At 67.1% G+C, this 14,248-nt stretch carries 14 protein-coding genes; 6 read left to right on the top strand and 8 right to left on the bottom strand.

The window, feature by feature from the left end; translation table 11 throughout:
* Window positions 1–73 precede the first annotated feature (73 nt).
* Window positions 74–1,486, top strand: coding sequence for a class II fumarate hydratase (locus tag INQ41_RS07965; RefSeq protein ID WP_193983440.1), 1,413 nt, complete (start codon window positions 74–76; stop codon window positions 1,484–1,486).
* On the opposite strand, the gene INQ41_RS07960 is transcribed toward INQ41_RS07965, so the two are convergent.
* The 5 genes from INQ41_RS07960 to INQ41_RS07940 form a co-directional block, all read right to left on the bottom strand.
* The gene (locus INQ41_RS07960) at window positions 1,470–2,096 is read right to left on the bottom strand and encodes a YggN family protein (protein ID WP_193983438.1); all 627 of its coding nucleotides are present in this window, start codon (window positions 2,094–2,096) and stop codon (window positions 1,470–1,472) included. The genes INQ41_RS07965 and INQ41_RS07960 overlap by 17 nt on opposite strands.
* A gap of 80 nt (window positions 2,097–2,176) precedes the next feature.
* Window positions 2,177–3,232, bottom strand: coding sequence for an ABC-2 transporter permease (locus tag INQ41_RS07955; RefSeq protein WP_193983436.1), 1,056 nt, complete (start codon window positions 3,230–3,232; stop codon window positions 2,177–2,179).
* Window positions 3,229–4,116, bottom strand: coding sequence for an ABC transporter ATP-binding protein (locus tag INQ41_RS07950; RefSeq protein WP_193983435.1), 888 nt, complete (start codon window positions 4,114–4,116; stop codon window positions 3,229–3,231). Before INQ41_RS07950 ends, INQ41_RS07955 begins: the two co-directional genes overlap by 4 nt.
* The gene (locus tag INQ41_RS07945; RefSeq protein WP_193983433.1) at window positions 4,116–4,487 is read right to left on the bottom strand and encodes a GntR family transcriptional regulator; all 372 of its coding nucleotides are present in this window, start codon (window positions 4,485–4,487) and stop codon (window positions 4,116–4,118) included. The genes INQ41_RS07950 and INQ41_RS07945 overlap by 1 nt, the downstream gene beginning before the upstream one ends.
* Before the next feature lie 4 nt (window positions 4,488–4,491).
* A complete protein-coding gene (locus tag INQ41_RS07940) occupies window positions 4,492–4,749 on the bottom strand; it encodes a hypothetical protein (protein ID WP_193983431.1) in 258 nt (85 codons plus the stop codon).
* A 156-nt stretch (window positions 4,750–4,905) separates the two neighbouring features.
* Here INQ41_RS07940 and INQ41_RS07935 point away from each other — a divergent pair, with 156 nt between their 5' ends.
* From INQ41_RS07935 to INQ41_RS07915, 5 genes are all read left to right on the top strand, one after another.
* On the top strand, window positions 4,906–5,895 hold the full coding sequence (locus tag INQ41_RS07935) for an FKBP-type peptidyl-prolyl cis-trans isomerase N-terminal domain-containing protein (RefSeq protein ID WP_193983429.1): 990 nt from the start codon (window positions 4,906–4,908) through the stop codon (window positions 5,893–5,895).
* Between the two features lie 112 nt (window positions 5,896–6,007).
* On the top strand, window positions 6,008–6,787 hold the full coding sequence (locus tag INQ41_RS07930; RefSeq protein ID WP_193983427.1) for an FKBP-type peptidyl-prolyl cis-trans isomerase: 780 nt from the start codon (window positions 6,008–6,010) through the stop codon (window positions 6,785–6,787).
* A 57-nt stretch (window positions 6,788–6,844) separates the two neighbouring features.
* On the top strand, window positions 6,845–8,206 hold the full coding sequence (locus INQ41_RS07925) for a UDP-glucose dehydrogenase family protein (protein ID WP_193983425.1): 1,362 nt from the start codon (window positions 6,845–6,847) through the stop codon (window positions 8,204–8,206).
* Complete coding sequence (locus INQ41_RS07920; protein ID WP_193983423.1) at window positions 8,203–8,442, top strand: SlyX family protein; 240 nt, start codon at window positions 8,203–8,205, stop codon at window positions 8,440–8,442. The genes INQ41_RS07925 and INQ41_RS07920 overlap by 4 nt, the downstream gene beginning before the upstream one ends.
* 42 nt (window positions 8,443–8,484) lie before the next feature.
* Window positions 8,485–9,159 carry a DUF2058 family protein gene (locus INQ41_RS07915; protein WP_193983421.1) on the top strand — a complete coding sequence of 225 codons (675 nt, stop codon included), beginning with the start codon at window positions 8,485–8,487 and terminating at the stop codon, window positions 9,157–9,159.
* A 239-nt stretch (window positions 9,160–9,398) separates the two neighbouring features.
* Here the strand turns inward: INQ41_RS07915 and metH are convergent, their stop codons facing one another.
* From metH to INQ41_RS07900, 3 genes are read right to left on the bottom strand one after another with little or no spacing between them, the layout of a single operon-like run.
* Window positions 9,399–12,086 carry a methionine synthase gene (gene metH / locus INQ41_RS07910; RefSeq protein WP_193983419.1) on the bottom strand — a complete coding sequence of 896 codons (2,688 nt, stop codon included), beginning with the start codon at window positions 12,084–12,086 and terminating at the stop codon, window positions 9,399–9,401.
* Window positions 12,087–12,096: 10 nt separating this feature from the next.
* Complete coding sequence (locus INQ41_RS07905) at window positions 12,097–13,197, bottom strand: homocysteine S-methyltransferase family protein (protein WP_193983417.1); 1,101 nt, start codon at window positions 13,195–13,197, stop codon at window positions 12,097–12,099.
* Entirely contained in the window at window positions 13,194–14,180 is a 987-nt protein-coding gene (locus tag INQ41_RS07900; protein ID WP_193987282.1) for an ArsR/SmtB family transcription factor, read from the bottom strand. Before INQ41_RS07900 ends, INQ41_RS07905 begins: the two co-directional genes overlap by 4 nt.
* Window positions 14,181–14,248 lie beyond the last annotated feature (68 nt).

The following is a 14,248-nucleotide window of genomic DNA, read 5'->3' as shown; positions in this document are numbered from 1 at the left end:
CGCGAGCCCCGCCGCGCCGGCGGCGGCCGCGGCGTATCCTCAGGCGATTGCCACCATTACGCAGGAGCACGCCATGGCCAAGCAGGATTTCCGCACCGAGCACGACAGCATGGGCGAGTTGCAGGTGCCCGCCGACGCGCTGTGGGGCGCGCAGACCCAGCGCGCGGTCGACAACTTTCCGGTGTCCGGTCGGCCGATGCCGCGCGGGTTCATCCGCGCGCTGGGACTGGTCAAGGCCGCGGCCGCGACCGTCAATGCCGACCTCGGGCTGCTGCCCAAGGGCCGTGCCGCATCGATCCGGAAGGCCGCAATGGCGGTGGCCGATGGCACCCACGACGCGCAGTTTCCGGTCGACATCTTCCAGACCGGCTCCGGCACCTCCAGCAACATGAATGCCAACGAGGTGATCGCCACGCTGGCCTCGCGCGCCGCCCGCAGCAAGCCCGTGCATCCCAATGACGATGTCAACCTGGGACAGAGCTCCAACGACGTGGTGCCGACTGCCCTGCGCGTGTCCGCCCAGCTGGCGACGGTGGACACCCTGCTGCCGGCGATCAAGCACCTGCGCCGGGTCATCGACCGTCGGGCCAAGTCGCTGGACAAGGTGACCAAGACCGGCCGCACCCACCTGATGGACGCGATGCCGCTGACCTTCGGCCAGGAATTCGGTGCGTGGTCGGCCCAGCTTGCCTCGGCGCAGGCGCGCATCGAGGACTGCCTGAAGCGGTTGCGCCGGCTGCCCATCGGCGGCACGGCCATCGGCACCGGCATCAATGCCGACCCGCGCTTTGACAAGGCGATGGCAAAAGCGCTCTCCTCCTTGGCCGGATCGAAGTTCGAGGCCGCTGAAAACAAGTTCGAAGGGCTGGCGTCGCAGGACGACGCGGTGGAGCTGTCGGGCCAGTTGAACGTGCTCGCGGTGGCCCTGATGAAGATCGCCAACGACCTGCGCTGGATGAACTCCGGGCCGCTGGCCGGCCTGGGCGAGGTGGAGCTGCCCGAGTTGCAGCCGGGCAGCTCGATCATGCCCGGCAAGGTGAACCCGGTGCTGCCCGAGGCGGTCGCGATGGTGTGCGCGCAGGTCATGGGGCACAACGCGGCGATTACCATTGCCGGCCAGAGCGGCAATTTCCAGCTCAACGTGATGCTGCCGCTGATCGCGTCCAACCTGCTGGATTCGATCAACCTGCTGGCCAATTCGATGCGCCTGCTGGCCGACAAGGTCATCGCCGGCCTCAAGGTCCGCCAGGACGTGGTCGCCGGGGCGTTGCAGCGCAATCCGATCTTGGTGACCGCGCTGAACCCGGTGATCGGCTACGAGAAGGCCGCGGCGATCGCCAAACAGGCCTACGCGCAGCAGCGCCCGGTCCTGGAAGTCGCTGTCGAGCTCACCGGCATGGCGGAGGATGAGCTCGCCCGCCTGCTGGATCCGGTCGCGTTGACGCGTGGCGGCGTGTCGCGCGGCGCAACTACGGGTCCGAAGTAACGCTCGCCCCCGTGGTGTCGGAACGGCAGTCGGCGACGTCATCCGCGTCGGCGTTGGCGTAGGGCGCAAACTCGGGCAACGCGGCCGCCAGCCTGTCCTGGGTGGCGATGAACGCCGGCAGGCGGTCGCACAGCTTGCCGGCGTCCTCCTTGAGTCCGCTGGCCTGGGCTTCGATGGAACGCTCGATTTCGGCCTCGCTGGCCCCGCTGAACGCACCCTTGAGTGCCTCGCCGACCGCCGTCATCGCCACGCCCGCGCCCTTGAGCCCGATGTCGGCGCCGGCCTGGGCGATCTCCTCGAGCTGCCCGCGGTAGTCCCGCAACAGCGCCTGCTGGGCCGGATTGGTCGCGACCTTCCTGCCGTCGATGAGCAGCTCGCCCTGCGGCGTGATCACGGCCTTGGGCGCCGTCTTGTCATCGCTGGAGAGATCGATATCGCCGGTGCGGATTTCCTCGCGCACCTTGTCGGAGGCATTGGCGATCTTGCCCGCGACGGCGTTCAGGCCGGTGGCCAGCGTGCCGTCCGACGACTGGGTCGGGCCGGAGCACGCAGCGAGCGGGAGGAGGCACAAGGCCAGCAGCAGAGCGCGGGAGAGAGGTCGAACGGTCATGGTCTGCTCCAGGAAAAGGGAGGTGGTGAGGGGACAGCAAAGCGGCGCGCAGGGCGGTTGTGCAGCCCTGCGCCCGGTATTCAGCCTTCGTCGCGCCAGCGGCGCAGACGGATCGCGACAAGGATCATTGCCGCGCCGGCCAGCGCGCCAATCCACAGCGACGGCAGTGCCAGGCTGGCCAGAATGTTGCTGGCCGACAGGTGGGCCAGCACGTCCTGCAGGCCTTCGCTGCCGCCCTGGACTTGCCCCGGCGCCTGCAGCAGCTGGGTTCCCGACACCGTACCGAGCAACATGCGGCCAACGATGTTGGACCAGAACCATCCAGCGTCGAGATCGAACAGCTCCATCACCTTGAACCAGCTGACCGCGATGCCGGCCAGCAGCGGCACCATCAGGGCCCACAGGAAGGGTTTGGTCCGTGCCCATGACGAGCACAGCATCAGCCAGCCGAAGGTCGGCAGTCCCCACAGCGCAAACACGGGGATCGAGGCCACCAGGCCGGCCGCAAGCCTCATCGGACTGGCCGGGCCCCACAGCAGCTCGACCGGGTTGCCGCCGTGGATCATGACCATGCCGCTTAGCAGCAGCATGTAGCTGCCCATGGTCAGCAGGGCGATCACCACCGCGATGGCGGGTGCGACCAGGGCGGCACTGGCCAGCTTGGACAGCACGGTCTGCGCGTCCGACACCGGCAGCGACTTCCAGAACAGCACGCTGCGGTCCTTGCGGTCGTCGTACAGCGAACCCAGGCAGTAGAAGAACACCACGAAGGCGAGCACCACGAACGGCCAGAACGCGGCCATCACCAGCGACAGGTCGATGCCGTGGGCCAGCTGCTGCATCTTGTCCGCATCCAGCGTGCGCGTCAGGGCGCCCAGGTCGAGGCCGTTGACGATCACCTCGCCGTCGATCCTGAGCTGGCCGCTGCTGATCGCGCGGCGCGCGGCGACCTCGGCGAAGACGAATGCCACCGCCGTCAGCACCAGGGAGATCGCGCCGGCAATCAGCGGCGCCCACAAAAAGCCGCCCCGGTGCTCCCAATACTCGCGCTTGAGCAGCATCTTGAAGGTGTGGGTGGAATGGACCGGCGCAAAGCTGCGCGCGGTGGTCGGCAGGGAGGAGTCGGCGGCGTTCATTCGTAGGTCCCTTGCATGGTGGCGACAAACAGGTCGGCCAAGCCCGGCGTGCGGATCTCGCCGAAGGCGGCGAGCTGCTCGCGCGGCGTGCCGTCAAACAGCATCACGGTCTTGCCGAACGGCATCGAGCGCAGGTGGACGGGTTCCAGCGCGCGGGCCGCTTCGGCCCGGTCCGGGTTGACCAGCACTTCGGTGAAGCGCTCGCCCACGTCGTCCATCGCGCTTTCCATCACGATCCGGCCGTCGTTGATGAACATGACATCGGTGAGGATGTGCTCGATCTCCTCCACCTGGTGGGTGGTAATGAGAATGGTCTTCTCCTCGTCGAAGTAATCCTCCAGCAACCGCTGGTAGAACTGCTTGCGGTAGAGGATGTCCAGGCCCAGGGTGGGCTCGTCCAGCACCAGCAGCTTGGCGTCGATGGCCATGACCAGGGCGAGGTGGAGCTGCACGATCATGCCCTTGGACAGTTCGCGCACACGCATCTTCGGCGTCAGCTTGGTGCCCTTGAGGAAGCGGTCGCAGCGCGCGCGGTCAAAGCGCGGGTGCACGCCGGCGACGAACTCGATCGCTTCCTGCACCCGGATCCAGCGCGGCAGCACCGCGACGTCGGCGATGAAGCACACGTCGCGCATCAGCTCGTCGCGGGCGCTGCGCGGATCGCGGCCGAGGACGGTCATCTCGCCCTCAAACGGGATCAGGCCGAGCATGGCCTTCAGCGCGGTGGTCTTGCCCGCGCCGTTGGGACCGATCAGGCCGACGATCCGGCCCGCCGGAATCTGGAAGCTGGCGCCGTCCAGGGCCGGCCTGCCTTTTTTGTAGACCTTGCGCAGGTTGCGGGCGTTGACCACGGTTGCCGGGGTGGTGGCGAGGGGGGCGTTCATCAGGCACCTGCCTTGGTCGGATCGGGAGTTACCAGCTGTTCCAGGTTCAGGCCCAGGCGGGTGATGCGTTCCAGCACCAACGGCCATTCCTCGGTCAGGAACCGGTCGCGCTCGCTTGCCAGGAGTTTTTCGGCTGCTCCTTCAGTCATGTACATACCAAGACCCCTGCGTTTTTCGACAAGTGACTCGTCCACCAGTTCCTGGTAGGCGCGAGAGACGGTGATCGGATTGAGCTGATAGTCGGCGGCGACCTGGCGGACCGAAGGCAGCGCGTCGCCGGGCTTGAGCTCGCCATCGAGCATCAGTGCCACGACACGCTCCTTCAGTTGCCGATAGATCGGAGCGCCATCACTCCATTGGACTGCGGTCATTGGGTTATCCCCGTGGAACAAATGAGAAGTAGGGCATGAGGAGCGCCTGCCGGAAGTGGGCGTTTCCATCGGTCGAACCGGAGCCGCGTGCGTCCGGTGGTTCGCCGGTGCGGGCACTGACCGGGCCGGCTGTGGCCGTCGAAGCGAGGCGATCCGTGGCAGGCTGGACTCCCAGTGGGCTCAAGCCGAACACCACGGTGCTCACCAGTACCGCGCCGGTGATGGCCAGGGCAGACAACGAATTGTTGAGCTTCCGGTTCATGGCGTCGTCCCCGCAGTGGGTCAGTCGGTGTTGTATGCGACTATAACACCGAAACACGTGCAGTCAACAGTTTTGTGCCGTGATTGCCCCACGACGCCGCGACCGCGACAATAGGCGTTTTCGCCGCCACCCCGGCGACCCAATGGAGCAATCCGGATGAAGGCTTTCGTGCGCGGCAGTGCCGTGTTGTTCACCACCGTCTCGCTGCTGGGTGCCACGGTGGCGCTTCCCGTTGCTGCCGCCGCGCAGAACGCTCCAGCCCAGGAGAAGAATTTGCTCACCACCGATCGCGCCAAGGTCAGCTACATGGTTGGCCATGACATCGCCCGTTCCATCACCCCCGCCGCGCCGGACATGGACCTGGCCGCTTTTGAGCGGGCCATCAGCAATGCCTTCAACGGTCAGCCGCCGTTGATCGCCGAGGGCGAAGTGCAGCAGGTCGGCCAGGCCCTGATGATGCGCATCGCCTCGCGGGCCGGAAAGGCGCCTGCCGACGCCAGGATTCCCGAGGTCGACAAGCAGAAGGTCGCCTACCTGGTGGGCGCCGATGTCGGCCGCAACCTGGCGCCCATCAAGGGCGAGCTGGACCTGCCGGAACTGCTGCAGGGCGTGCGCGCCACGTTTGCCGGCGACAAGCTGGCCCTGAGCGATGACCAGCTCAACGCCGTCCGCGACAGCTTCTCGCAGAAGATGCAGGGCCAGGCGGAGAAGCAGCAGGGCGAGATGGCAGCCCAGGCCAAGGTGCAGGGCGAGGCCAACCGCAGCGAAGGCGAGAAGTTCCTGGCCGAGAACAAGCAGAAGAAGGGCGTGTTCTCCACCGCTTCGGGCCTGCAGTACATGGTGTTGCGCCAGGGCTCGGGCGAGCGGCCGCTGCCGTCGGACCGGGTCCGCGTCCACTACGAGGGCAAGCTGCTGGACGGCACGGTGTTCGACAGTTCCTACAAGCGCGGCGAGCCGACCGAGTTCGGCCTCAACCAGGTCATTGCAGGCTGGACGGAAGGGCTGGGCCTGATGCCGGTCGGCGCCAAGTACCGGTTCTGGATTCCGGGCAGCCTCGCCTACGGCAGCAAGGGCACCCCGGGCGGCCCGATCGGGCCGAACGCGACCCTGGAGTTCGATGTCGAGCTGCAGGCGATCATCAAGTAAGGCGGCGGCTGCGCCTGCGGGCCCAAGCCCCGGCGCGGCTGCGTATCCTTCCTTCCACTGCCAACGCCCCGGTCCCGTACCGGGGCGTCTTGCCCCAAGGAGTCCAGATTCCATGATTCATTTCCCCCGTACCGCGCTGCTTGCCGCGTCCATGGCGCTCGCGCTGGTGGCCTGCCAGTCCGATGACAAGACCGCGCCAAAAACCGACGCCGCTGACGCCACCACTGCCCAGGGACAGCCGCTGAAGATCAAGGGCCTAGCCACCGAGAAGGAACAGGTCAGCTACATGATCGGCCTGGACTTGGCCAAGGCGCTGGAGCAGGTCAAGGACGAGGTCGACGTGGACACGCTGGCCAAGGCGATCAAGATCGAACTGGACGGCGGCGAGTCGCTGATGACCGACGAGCAGGCCGCGCAGGTGGCCGAGGCCTTCGGCCAGAAGCTGCAGGCCAAGCGCGCCGCCGAGGCCGCCGCGATCGGCAATGCGAACAAGGCCGAAGGCGAGGCATTCCTGACGGAGAACGCCAAAAAGCCGGGCGTCGTGGTGACCGATTCGGGCCTGCAGTACCAGGTGCTGGAGGAGGGCAAGGGCCCCAAGCCGACCGTGGATGACATGGTCCGCGTCCACTACAAGGGCACGTTGCTGGATGGCGAGACCTTCGACAGCTCCTATGACCGCGGTGAACCGACCGACCTTCCGCTGCAGCAGGTGGTTCCCGGTTGGCAGGAAGGCATCGTGCTGATGCCGGTGGGGAGCAAGTACCGCTTCTGGATCCCGTCCGAGCTGGGTTACGGCGAAGTGGGCCCGCCCGGCAGCGCGATCGGTCCGAACGCGGTCCTCGTTTTCGAAGTCGAGCTGCTCGACATCGTCAAGGACAGCGCGGGCGAATAACCGCTCCGCACCCCGTCGTCGGGTCGGTCTTCCCGCGGGCGGGACAGGAGAAACACCATGCGCGTCAGTATTTTCGGTACCGGCTATGTCGGACTGGTCACCGGCACCTGCCTGGCAGAAGTCGGCCATGAGGTGATCTGCGTGGACATCGACCAGGCCAAGGTCGATGGGCTGAAGCGGGGCGAGGTGTCGATCTTCGAGCCGGGTCTGGCGCCGATGGTGCGCGCCAACCACGACGCCGGGCGCCTGCACTTCACCACCGATCCAGTACGGGCCATTGCCCACGCCGAGGTGGTCTTCATCGCCGTCGGCACGCCGCCCGACGAGGACGGCAGCGCCGACCTGCAGTACGTGCTCGCGGTGGCCAGGACGATCGGTCAGCACCTGAACCAGCCGACCCTGGTAGTCGACAAGTCGACGGTGCCCGTGGGTACGGCCGACAAGGTGCGCGCGACCATCGCCGATGAGCTCGCGCGGCGTGGCGCCGGGATCGACTTTACCGTCGTGTCCAACCCCGAGTTCCTCAAGGAAGGCGATGCGGTCAACGACTTCATGCGTCCGGACCGCATCATCATCGGGACCGACGACGCCGAGGCGTCGGAGAAGATGCGCCGCCTGTACGCGCCCTTCGTGCGCAGCCGCGAGCGCTTCGTGGTGATGGACGTGCGTTCGGCCGAGCTGACCAAGTACGCGGCCAACGCGATGCTGGCGACCAAGATCAGCTTCATGAACGAGATCGCGACCATTGCCGAACGCGTTGGCGCGGACGTGGAAATGGTGCGCCAAGGCATCGGTTCGGATCCGCGCATCGGCTGGCAGTTCATCTACCCCGGCGCCGGATATGGTGGCTCGTGTTTTCCCAAGGACGTGCAGGCACTTGCCCGCACCGCGCACCAGCACGGCCTGCAGCCTCGACTGCTGGATGCGGTGGAGGCGGTCAACGAGCGCCAGAAGGAGCACCTGTTTGAACTGGTCCAGCGCCATTACGGCGACACCCTCGCTGGCAAGACGTTTGCCCTGTGGGGATTGGCGTTCAAGCCCAATACCGACGACATGCGCGCCGCCCCCAGCCGGCGCCTGCTGGAGCAGCTGTGGGCCGCCGGCGCGCAGGTACGCGCATTTGATCCGGAGGCGTCCAGCGAGGCGCAGCGCATCTTTGGCGAGCGCAGCGATCTGGTGCTGTGCGATTCGGAGTACGACGCGCTGGAAGGCGCCGACGCGTTGATCCTGATCACCGAGTGGAAACAGTTCCGCAGCCCCGATTTCGGGCGCATTGCCGGTGCATTGACTGATTCGGTGATCTTCGACGGGCGCAATCTCTATGATCCCGACGAACTCGAAGAAGCCGGCATCGCCTACTACGGCATCGGTCGCGGTCGCTCGTTGACGCGTTCCGGGCCGCCTGGAGTGATCGCATGAGCGGTTCCGATCCCAGCCTCGAGCAGCGCCTGATCGACCTGGAAACCCGGCTCTCGTTCCAGGAGCATCATCTGGGCGAGCTCAGTGATGCGCTGGCCGCCGCTCGCGACGAGGAGGCGCGCAACGCGTTGCTGCTGCACCGCGCCCTGGAAGACCTGCGCCAGCTGCGCCTGTCGGTCGCGGCAAATCCGCATTCCGCCGATCCGGCGGGCGAGCCCCCACCGCCGCATTATTGAGCGCGCGACCCATCTGCCGTCCCCTGTCTGCTGAAGAACACCATGAATGACACCCTGCGCAACCAGTTGATGGGCCTTGGCTTCAAGCCTGCGCCCGAGCCCGAGCGCCGTCCCGCGAAGAAGCGCGATGGCAGCCCGGAGCGCAAAGGCGGCAATGCCGGGGCAGGGCGCGGCGCAGAGAGGCGGGGAAATCCGGCGGCGCACGGCCGGGTCGCCAAACTATCCGACAAGCGCCAGCGGCAAGGTGCGCCAGGACAGGCGCGTCCGCCCCGCAACCCGGCGCGCTCGCGCGAGGACATCGACCTGGCGAAGGCGTACGCGATCCGCGCCCAGCGCGAGAAGGACGAGCGCATCGCGGCGGAAAAGGCCAAGCAGGATGCCGCCCGCGAACGGCGCGAAGCACGCGCAAAACTGACCCAACTGGTGCAGGGCAAGGCGCTGAATTCCCTCGACGCGGACATCGCCCGGCATTTCGAGTACGGCGGCAAGATCAAGCGCATCCACGTCACCACCGAGCAGCTCAAAGCGCTCAATGCCGGCGAGTTGGGCGTGCTGCAGACCGACGGCCGTTACCTGCTGGTCGATGCGGCGTTGCTGGCCGAGGCCGAGCGGGTGTTCGCCCCGGCGGTCGCGCTGAAGGTCGACCCGGACGCCCCGGCGGCCGACGACCCTTACGCGGACCCGCAATACCAGGTGCCTGACGATCTGGTCTGGTGATATTTGCGCCGGAGCGCCGGGAGCGGAGGCCTTGGGGTGTGAATGTCCCCCGGCACCGATGAAGCCGGTGCCTCCTCCTTTATTTCACACCCCAAGGCCTCCGCTCCCGTCCATCCAGCATCCGGGTGATTGGCGAAGCGACCTGCAGACCTTCGCGGCGAAATAGAGGAGGAGGCGCCCGCCGCAGGCGGGTGCCGGGGGACATTCGCCGCGAAGGCCTGCAGGTCGCAAAAACAACCCTACTCCGGGTCGTAATCCAGGTTGGAGGCCAGCAGTCGCTCCCCCTGGGCCAGGGTCAACCCCTTGCGCGCGGCATAATCCATCACCTGCTCGCGCGTCACGCGACCGACCACGAAATACTGGCTGCGCGGATGGCTGAAGTAGTAGCCCGACACCGCCGCGGCGGGCGTCATGGCGAAGTTTTCGGTCAGCTGCATGCCGGCGTTTTTTGCCGGATCGAGCAGGCGGAAGATCGTCGCCTTCTCGCTGTGTTCCGGGCATGCCGGATAGCCGGGCGCAGGCCGGATGCCGCGGTACTTCTCGTCGATGAGCGCGTCGGTATCGAGCGACTCATCGGCCGCGTAACCCCAGAATTCGGTGCGCACCCGCTGGTGCACGCGCTCGGCCAGGGTCTCGGCCAGGCGGTCGGCCAGGGCTTTCAGCAGGATGGCGTTGTAGTCGTCGTGGTCGTCCTCGTAGCGCTGCACGTGGGGCTCGATGCCCAGCCCGGCGGTCACGGCGAATGCACCGATCCAGTCCTGGCGTCCGCTGTCACGGGGCGCGACAAAATCGGCCAGGCACAGGTTGGGCCGCTCCGGCGGCTTGTCCGCCTGCTGGCGCAGGAAGTGGATCGGCTCGGCGCGGCCATCGACCTGGGCGATCACATCGTCGCCATCGCTGTTGGCCGGCCACAGCGCGAACACGGCCTTGGCGGTCAGCCACTTCTCATCGACGATGCGCTTGAGCATCGCCTGGGCGTCCCGGAACAGGTCGCTGGCGGAGGCACCGACGACCTCGTCGGTCAGGATCGCCGGGTAGCGTCCCGCCAGCTCCCAGGCCTGGAAGAACGGCGTCCAGTCGATCAGCTCCACCAGTTCGTCCAGCGGATAGTCGTCGAACACATGCAGGCCCGGCTGCAGCGGCGCCGGCGGTTCATACTCGTCCCAGCCGCCCTCGAAACGGTTGCCGCGGGCGTGTTCCAGCGATACCAGCCGCTTGCCGCTGCCGCGGGTGCGGTGGCGCTCGCGGATCTGCGCGTAGTCGGACGCGTTGGCGGCCACGAAGGCATCGCGCAGCTCGACGCTGAGCAGGTTCTGGGCGACGCCGACCGCGCGCGAGGCATCCTTCACCCATACCGTTGCCGGCTTGTAGAACGGATCGATCTTCAGCGCCGTGTGCGCACGTGACGTGGTCGCGCCGCCGATCAGCAAGGGCATGCTGAAGCCCTGGCGCTGCATCTCGCGGGCAACGTGGCCCATCTCCTCCAGTGACGGCGTGATCAGCCCTGACAGCCCGATCATGTCGGCGTTCTCGGCGATCGCGCGGTCCAGGATCACCTGCGAGGGCACCATAACGCCCAGGTCGATCACCTCGAAGTTGTTGCAGGCCAGCACCACGCCGACGATGTTCTTGCCGATGTCGTGGACGTCGCCCTTGACCGTGGCCATGACGATCTTGCCGTTGGTTTTGCCGGTATCGCCGGTGCGCAGCTTTTCGGCCTCGATGAAGGGCAGCAGGTGGGCCACGGCCTTCTTCATCACCCGCGCCGACTTGACCACCTGCGGCAGGAACATCTTGCCGGCGCCAAACAGGTCGCCGACGACGTTCATGCCGTCCATCAGCGCGCCCTCGATCACGTCCAGCGGTCGGGCTGCAGCCAGCCGGGCCTGCTCGGTGTCCTCGACGATCCACTGGTCGATGCCCTGCACCAGCGAATGGCTCAGGCGTGCGCTGACCGGCTGCTCGCGCCAGCCCAGGTCCTCGACCCTCTTCTCGCCCTTGCGGCCGCGGTAGCTTTCGGCCAGTTCCAGCAGTGTCTCGGTGGCCTCGGGGTTGCGGTTGAGCACCACGTCCTCGACCGCCTCGCGCAGCTTCGGGTCCAGGGTGTCGTACAGCGGCAGCGCGCCGGCGTTGACGATGCCCATGTCCATGCCCGCCTTGATCGCGTGGTACAGGAACACGACGTGGATCGCCTGGCGGACCAGCTCGTTGCCGCGGAACGCGAAGCTGACGTTGGAGACCCCGCCGGAGATGTGGCAATGCGGGAAACGTCGGCGGATTTCGGCCGTCGCCTTGATGAAGGCCACCGCGTAATCGTTGTGCTCCTCGATGCCCGTCGCGATGGCGAACACGTTGGGATCGAAAATGATGTCCTCGGGCGGGAACCCGATCTCCTCGGTCAGCAGCTTGTAGGCGCGTGCGCAGATCTCGACCTTGCGCTCGACGGTGTCGGCCTGACCGATCTCGTCGAAGGCCATCACCACGACCGCGGCACCGTAGCGGCGCACCAGCCGCGCCTGGCGCAGGAATTCCTCCTCGCCTTCCTTCATCGAGATCGAGTTGACGATCCCCTTGCCCTGCAGGCACTTCAGCCCGGCCTCGATCACGCTCCACTTGGAGCTGTCGACCATCACCGGGATCCGCGCGATGTCCGGCTCGGCGGCGATCAGGTTCAGGTATTTCACCATCGCCTGCTCGGAATCCAGCAGTCCCTCGTCCATGTTGACGTCGAGCACCTGCGCGCCGTTCTCCACCTGTTGCCGGGCGACGGCAACCGCCTCGTCGTAACGGTCGTCCTTGATGAGCTTCTTGAACTGCGCGCTGCCGGTGACGTTGGTGCGTTCGCCGACGTTGATGAAGTTGCTTTCCGGGCTGATGACCAGTGGCTCAAGGCCGCTGAGGCGGGTGTAGCGGGGGAGGGTGCTCATCGTTTGAACCTCAGGCCACGTCGGCGATGCGCGGTGGCTGCCGCGGCGGCAGGCCGCGCACGGCCTCGGCGATCGCCGCGATGTGTTCGGGGGTGGTGCCGCAGCAGCCGCCGACGAAATTCACCAGGCCCGATTGGGCGAACTCGCGCAGCATGCCGGCGGTGTCCTCGGGGGTCTCGTCGTAGCCGCCAAAGGCATTCGGCAGGCCGGCGTTCGGGTGCGCGCTGACCGCGACCTCGGCGATCCGCGACAGCGTGTCCACGTGGGGCCGCAGATCCTTCGCGCCCAGCGCGCAGTTGAGGCCGATCGACAGCGGTCGCGCGTGCCGCAGCGAGTACCAGAACGCTTCGGCGGTCTGCCCCGACAGGGTGCGACCCGAGGCATCGGTGATCGTGCCCGAGACCATCACCGGCAGCCGCGCGCCGCGCCCTTCGAATACTTCGGCGATGGCGAACAATGCCGCCTTGGCGTTGAGGGTGTCGAACACGGTTTCCACCATCAGCACGTCCGCGCCGCCGTCGATCAGGCCCTCGGCCGCCTCGCGATAGGCCAGGCGCAGGTCGTCGAAACTGGTCGCGCGGAAGCCGGGGCGGTTGACGTCCGGACTCAGGGACGCGGTACGGCTGGTCGGACCGATCACGCCGATGGCGAAGCATTGCCGGCCCGGCGTCTGCTGTTCGGCTGCGTCGCAGGCGGCGCGGGCGAGCCGCGCTCCGGCCGCATTTAGTTCGCGCGCCAGGTGCTGCAGCCCGTAATCGGCCAGCGAGGTCCGGGTGGAGTTGAAGGTGTTGCTTTCCACCATGTCGGCGCCGGCTGCGAGGTAGGCGGCGTGGATATCCAGGATCAGGTCCGGACGGCTCAGGCTGAGCAGGTCGTTGTTGCCGCGCTGGTCGCGGGCGCAGCCGCAGTCGGCACCGTGCACGTGGTCGGCGATGTCGTGTTGACGGTCGTAGCCGTCCACGAACCGCTCGCCGCGGTAGTCGGCTTCCTCCAGCCCGTGGCGCTGGATCATCGTGCCCATCGCGCCGTCGATCACCAGGATGCGCTCACGCAGTTGCGCCTGAAGCGCCTCGGCGCGCGCGGGGTTCAGCCAGGGCAGTTCGTTGTTCATGATTCCGGCTCGCTCTTGCGGCGCGTCTTGGGTGCTTTCGATCGCGCACCTTCCGCGGGTTTGCGCGCGAGCAGGGCGATCACCTCGAAATGCGGCGGGCGTCGCTCGCGGGTCACGACCTCACAACTCTCCACGCCCAGCCCGGCCTTGCCGACCATGTTGCGCAGCTCGGCCGGCGCAAAGCCGAGATTGACGTGGCCGTATGCTTCCACCACCGAGCGGTGGCCGTGCCCGGCCAGGCTGGTCAGCAGCATGCGACCGCCCGGCCGCACCACGCGCGCCGCCTCCGCCACGGCCTCGGCGGGGTGGTCGGCGTAGGACAGCGCGTGCATCAACACGACCAGGTCAAAGCTGGCATCCGCGAAGGGCAGCTCGTGCATGTCGCCTTCCTGGACCTCGACATTTTCCAGCCGGCGCAGGCGCTCGGAGGCGGCTAGCACCATCTTGGTGCTGGAATCCAGGCACACGTAGCGGTGCGAATGCGGCGCCAGCAGCTCGGCCAGCACGCCATCGCCGGAGGCCACATCGAGCACGTCGCCGGTCTCCAGCAGCGGCAACGCGGAGCGCGCCATCGCTTCCCAGGTGCGGCCGGGCGAGTAGTGACGCTCCATGTCGCCGGCGACCGAGTCGGCCCAGTTCTGGTCGGCGGCGCGCATTGCCAGCACCTGCCGGACCTGTTCGGCGTCTTGGCGCAGCAGCGGATCGTCGCTGCCCTCGCGCAGGGTGTTCCACAGGGCGCGTTGAGCTGGGTCCAAGGCCGCCTCGTCGAACCGGTAGTACGCCGACACGCCGGCGCGCCGGTCACGCACCAGCCCGGCATCCTTGAGCCGCGCCAGATGGGTGGAAACCCGCGGCTGGGCGAGCCGGGTGATGGCCGAAAGCTCCGCAACGGTGAGCTCTTCACGTTCCAGCAATGTGAGCAGCCGCACCCGTGTGGCGTCGGCAAACACCTTGAGCCGTGACGACCAGCCTTCCAGATCCATATTCATCTACCTATCGCGATGCAGCGATAAGTGTGCGGACGGGCGCTGCAGAGGTCAAGCACGCCGGG

It is taken from the genome of Lysobacter ciconiae, from assembly GCF_015209725.1.
In the GTDB taxonomy this organism is placed as follows: domain Bacteria; phylum Pseudomonadota; class Gammaproteobacteria; order Xanthomonadales; family Xanthomonadaceae; genus Novilysobacter; species Novilysobacter ciconiae.
This window is presented reverse-complemented; position numbering and strand designations above follow the sequence as displayed.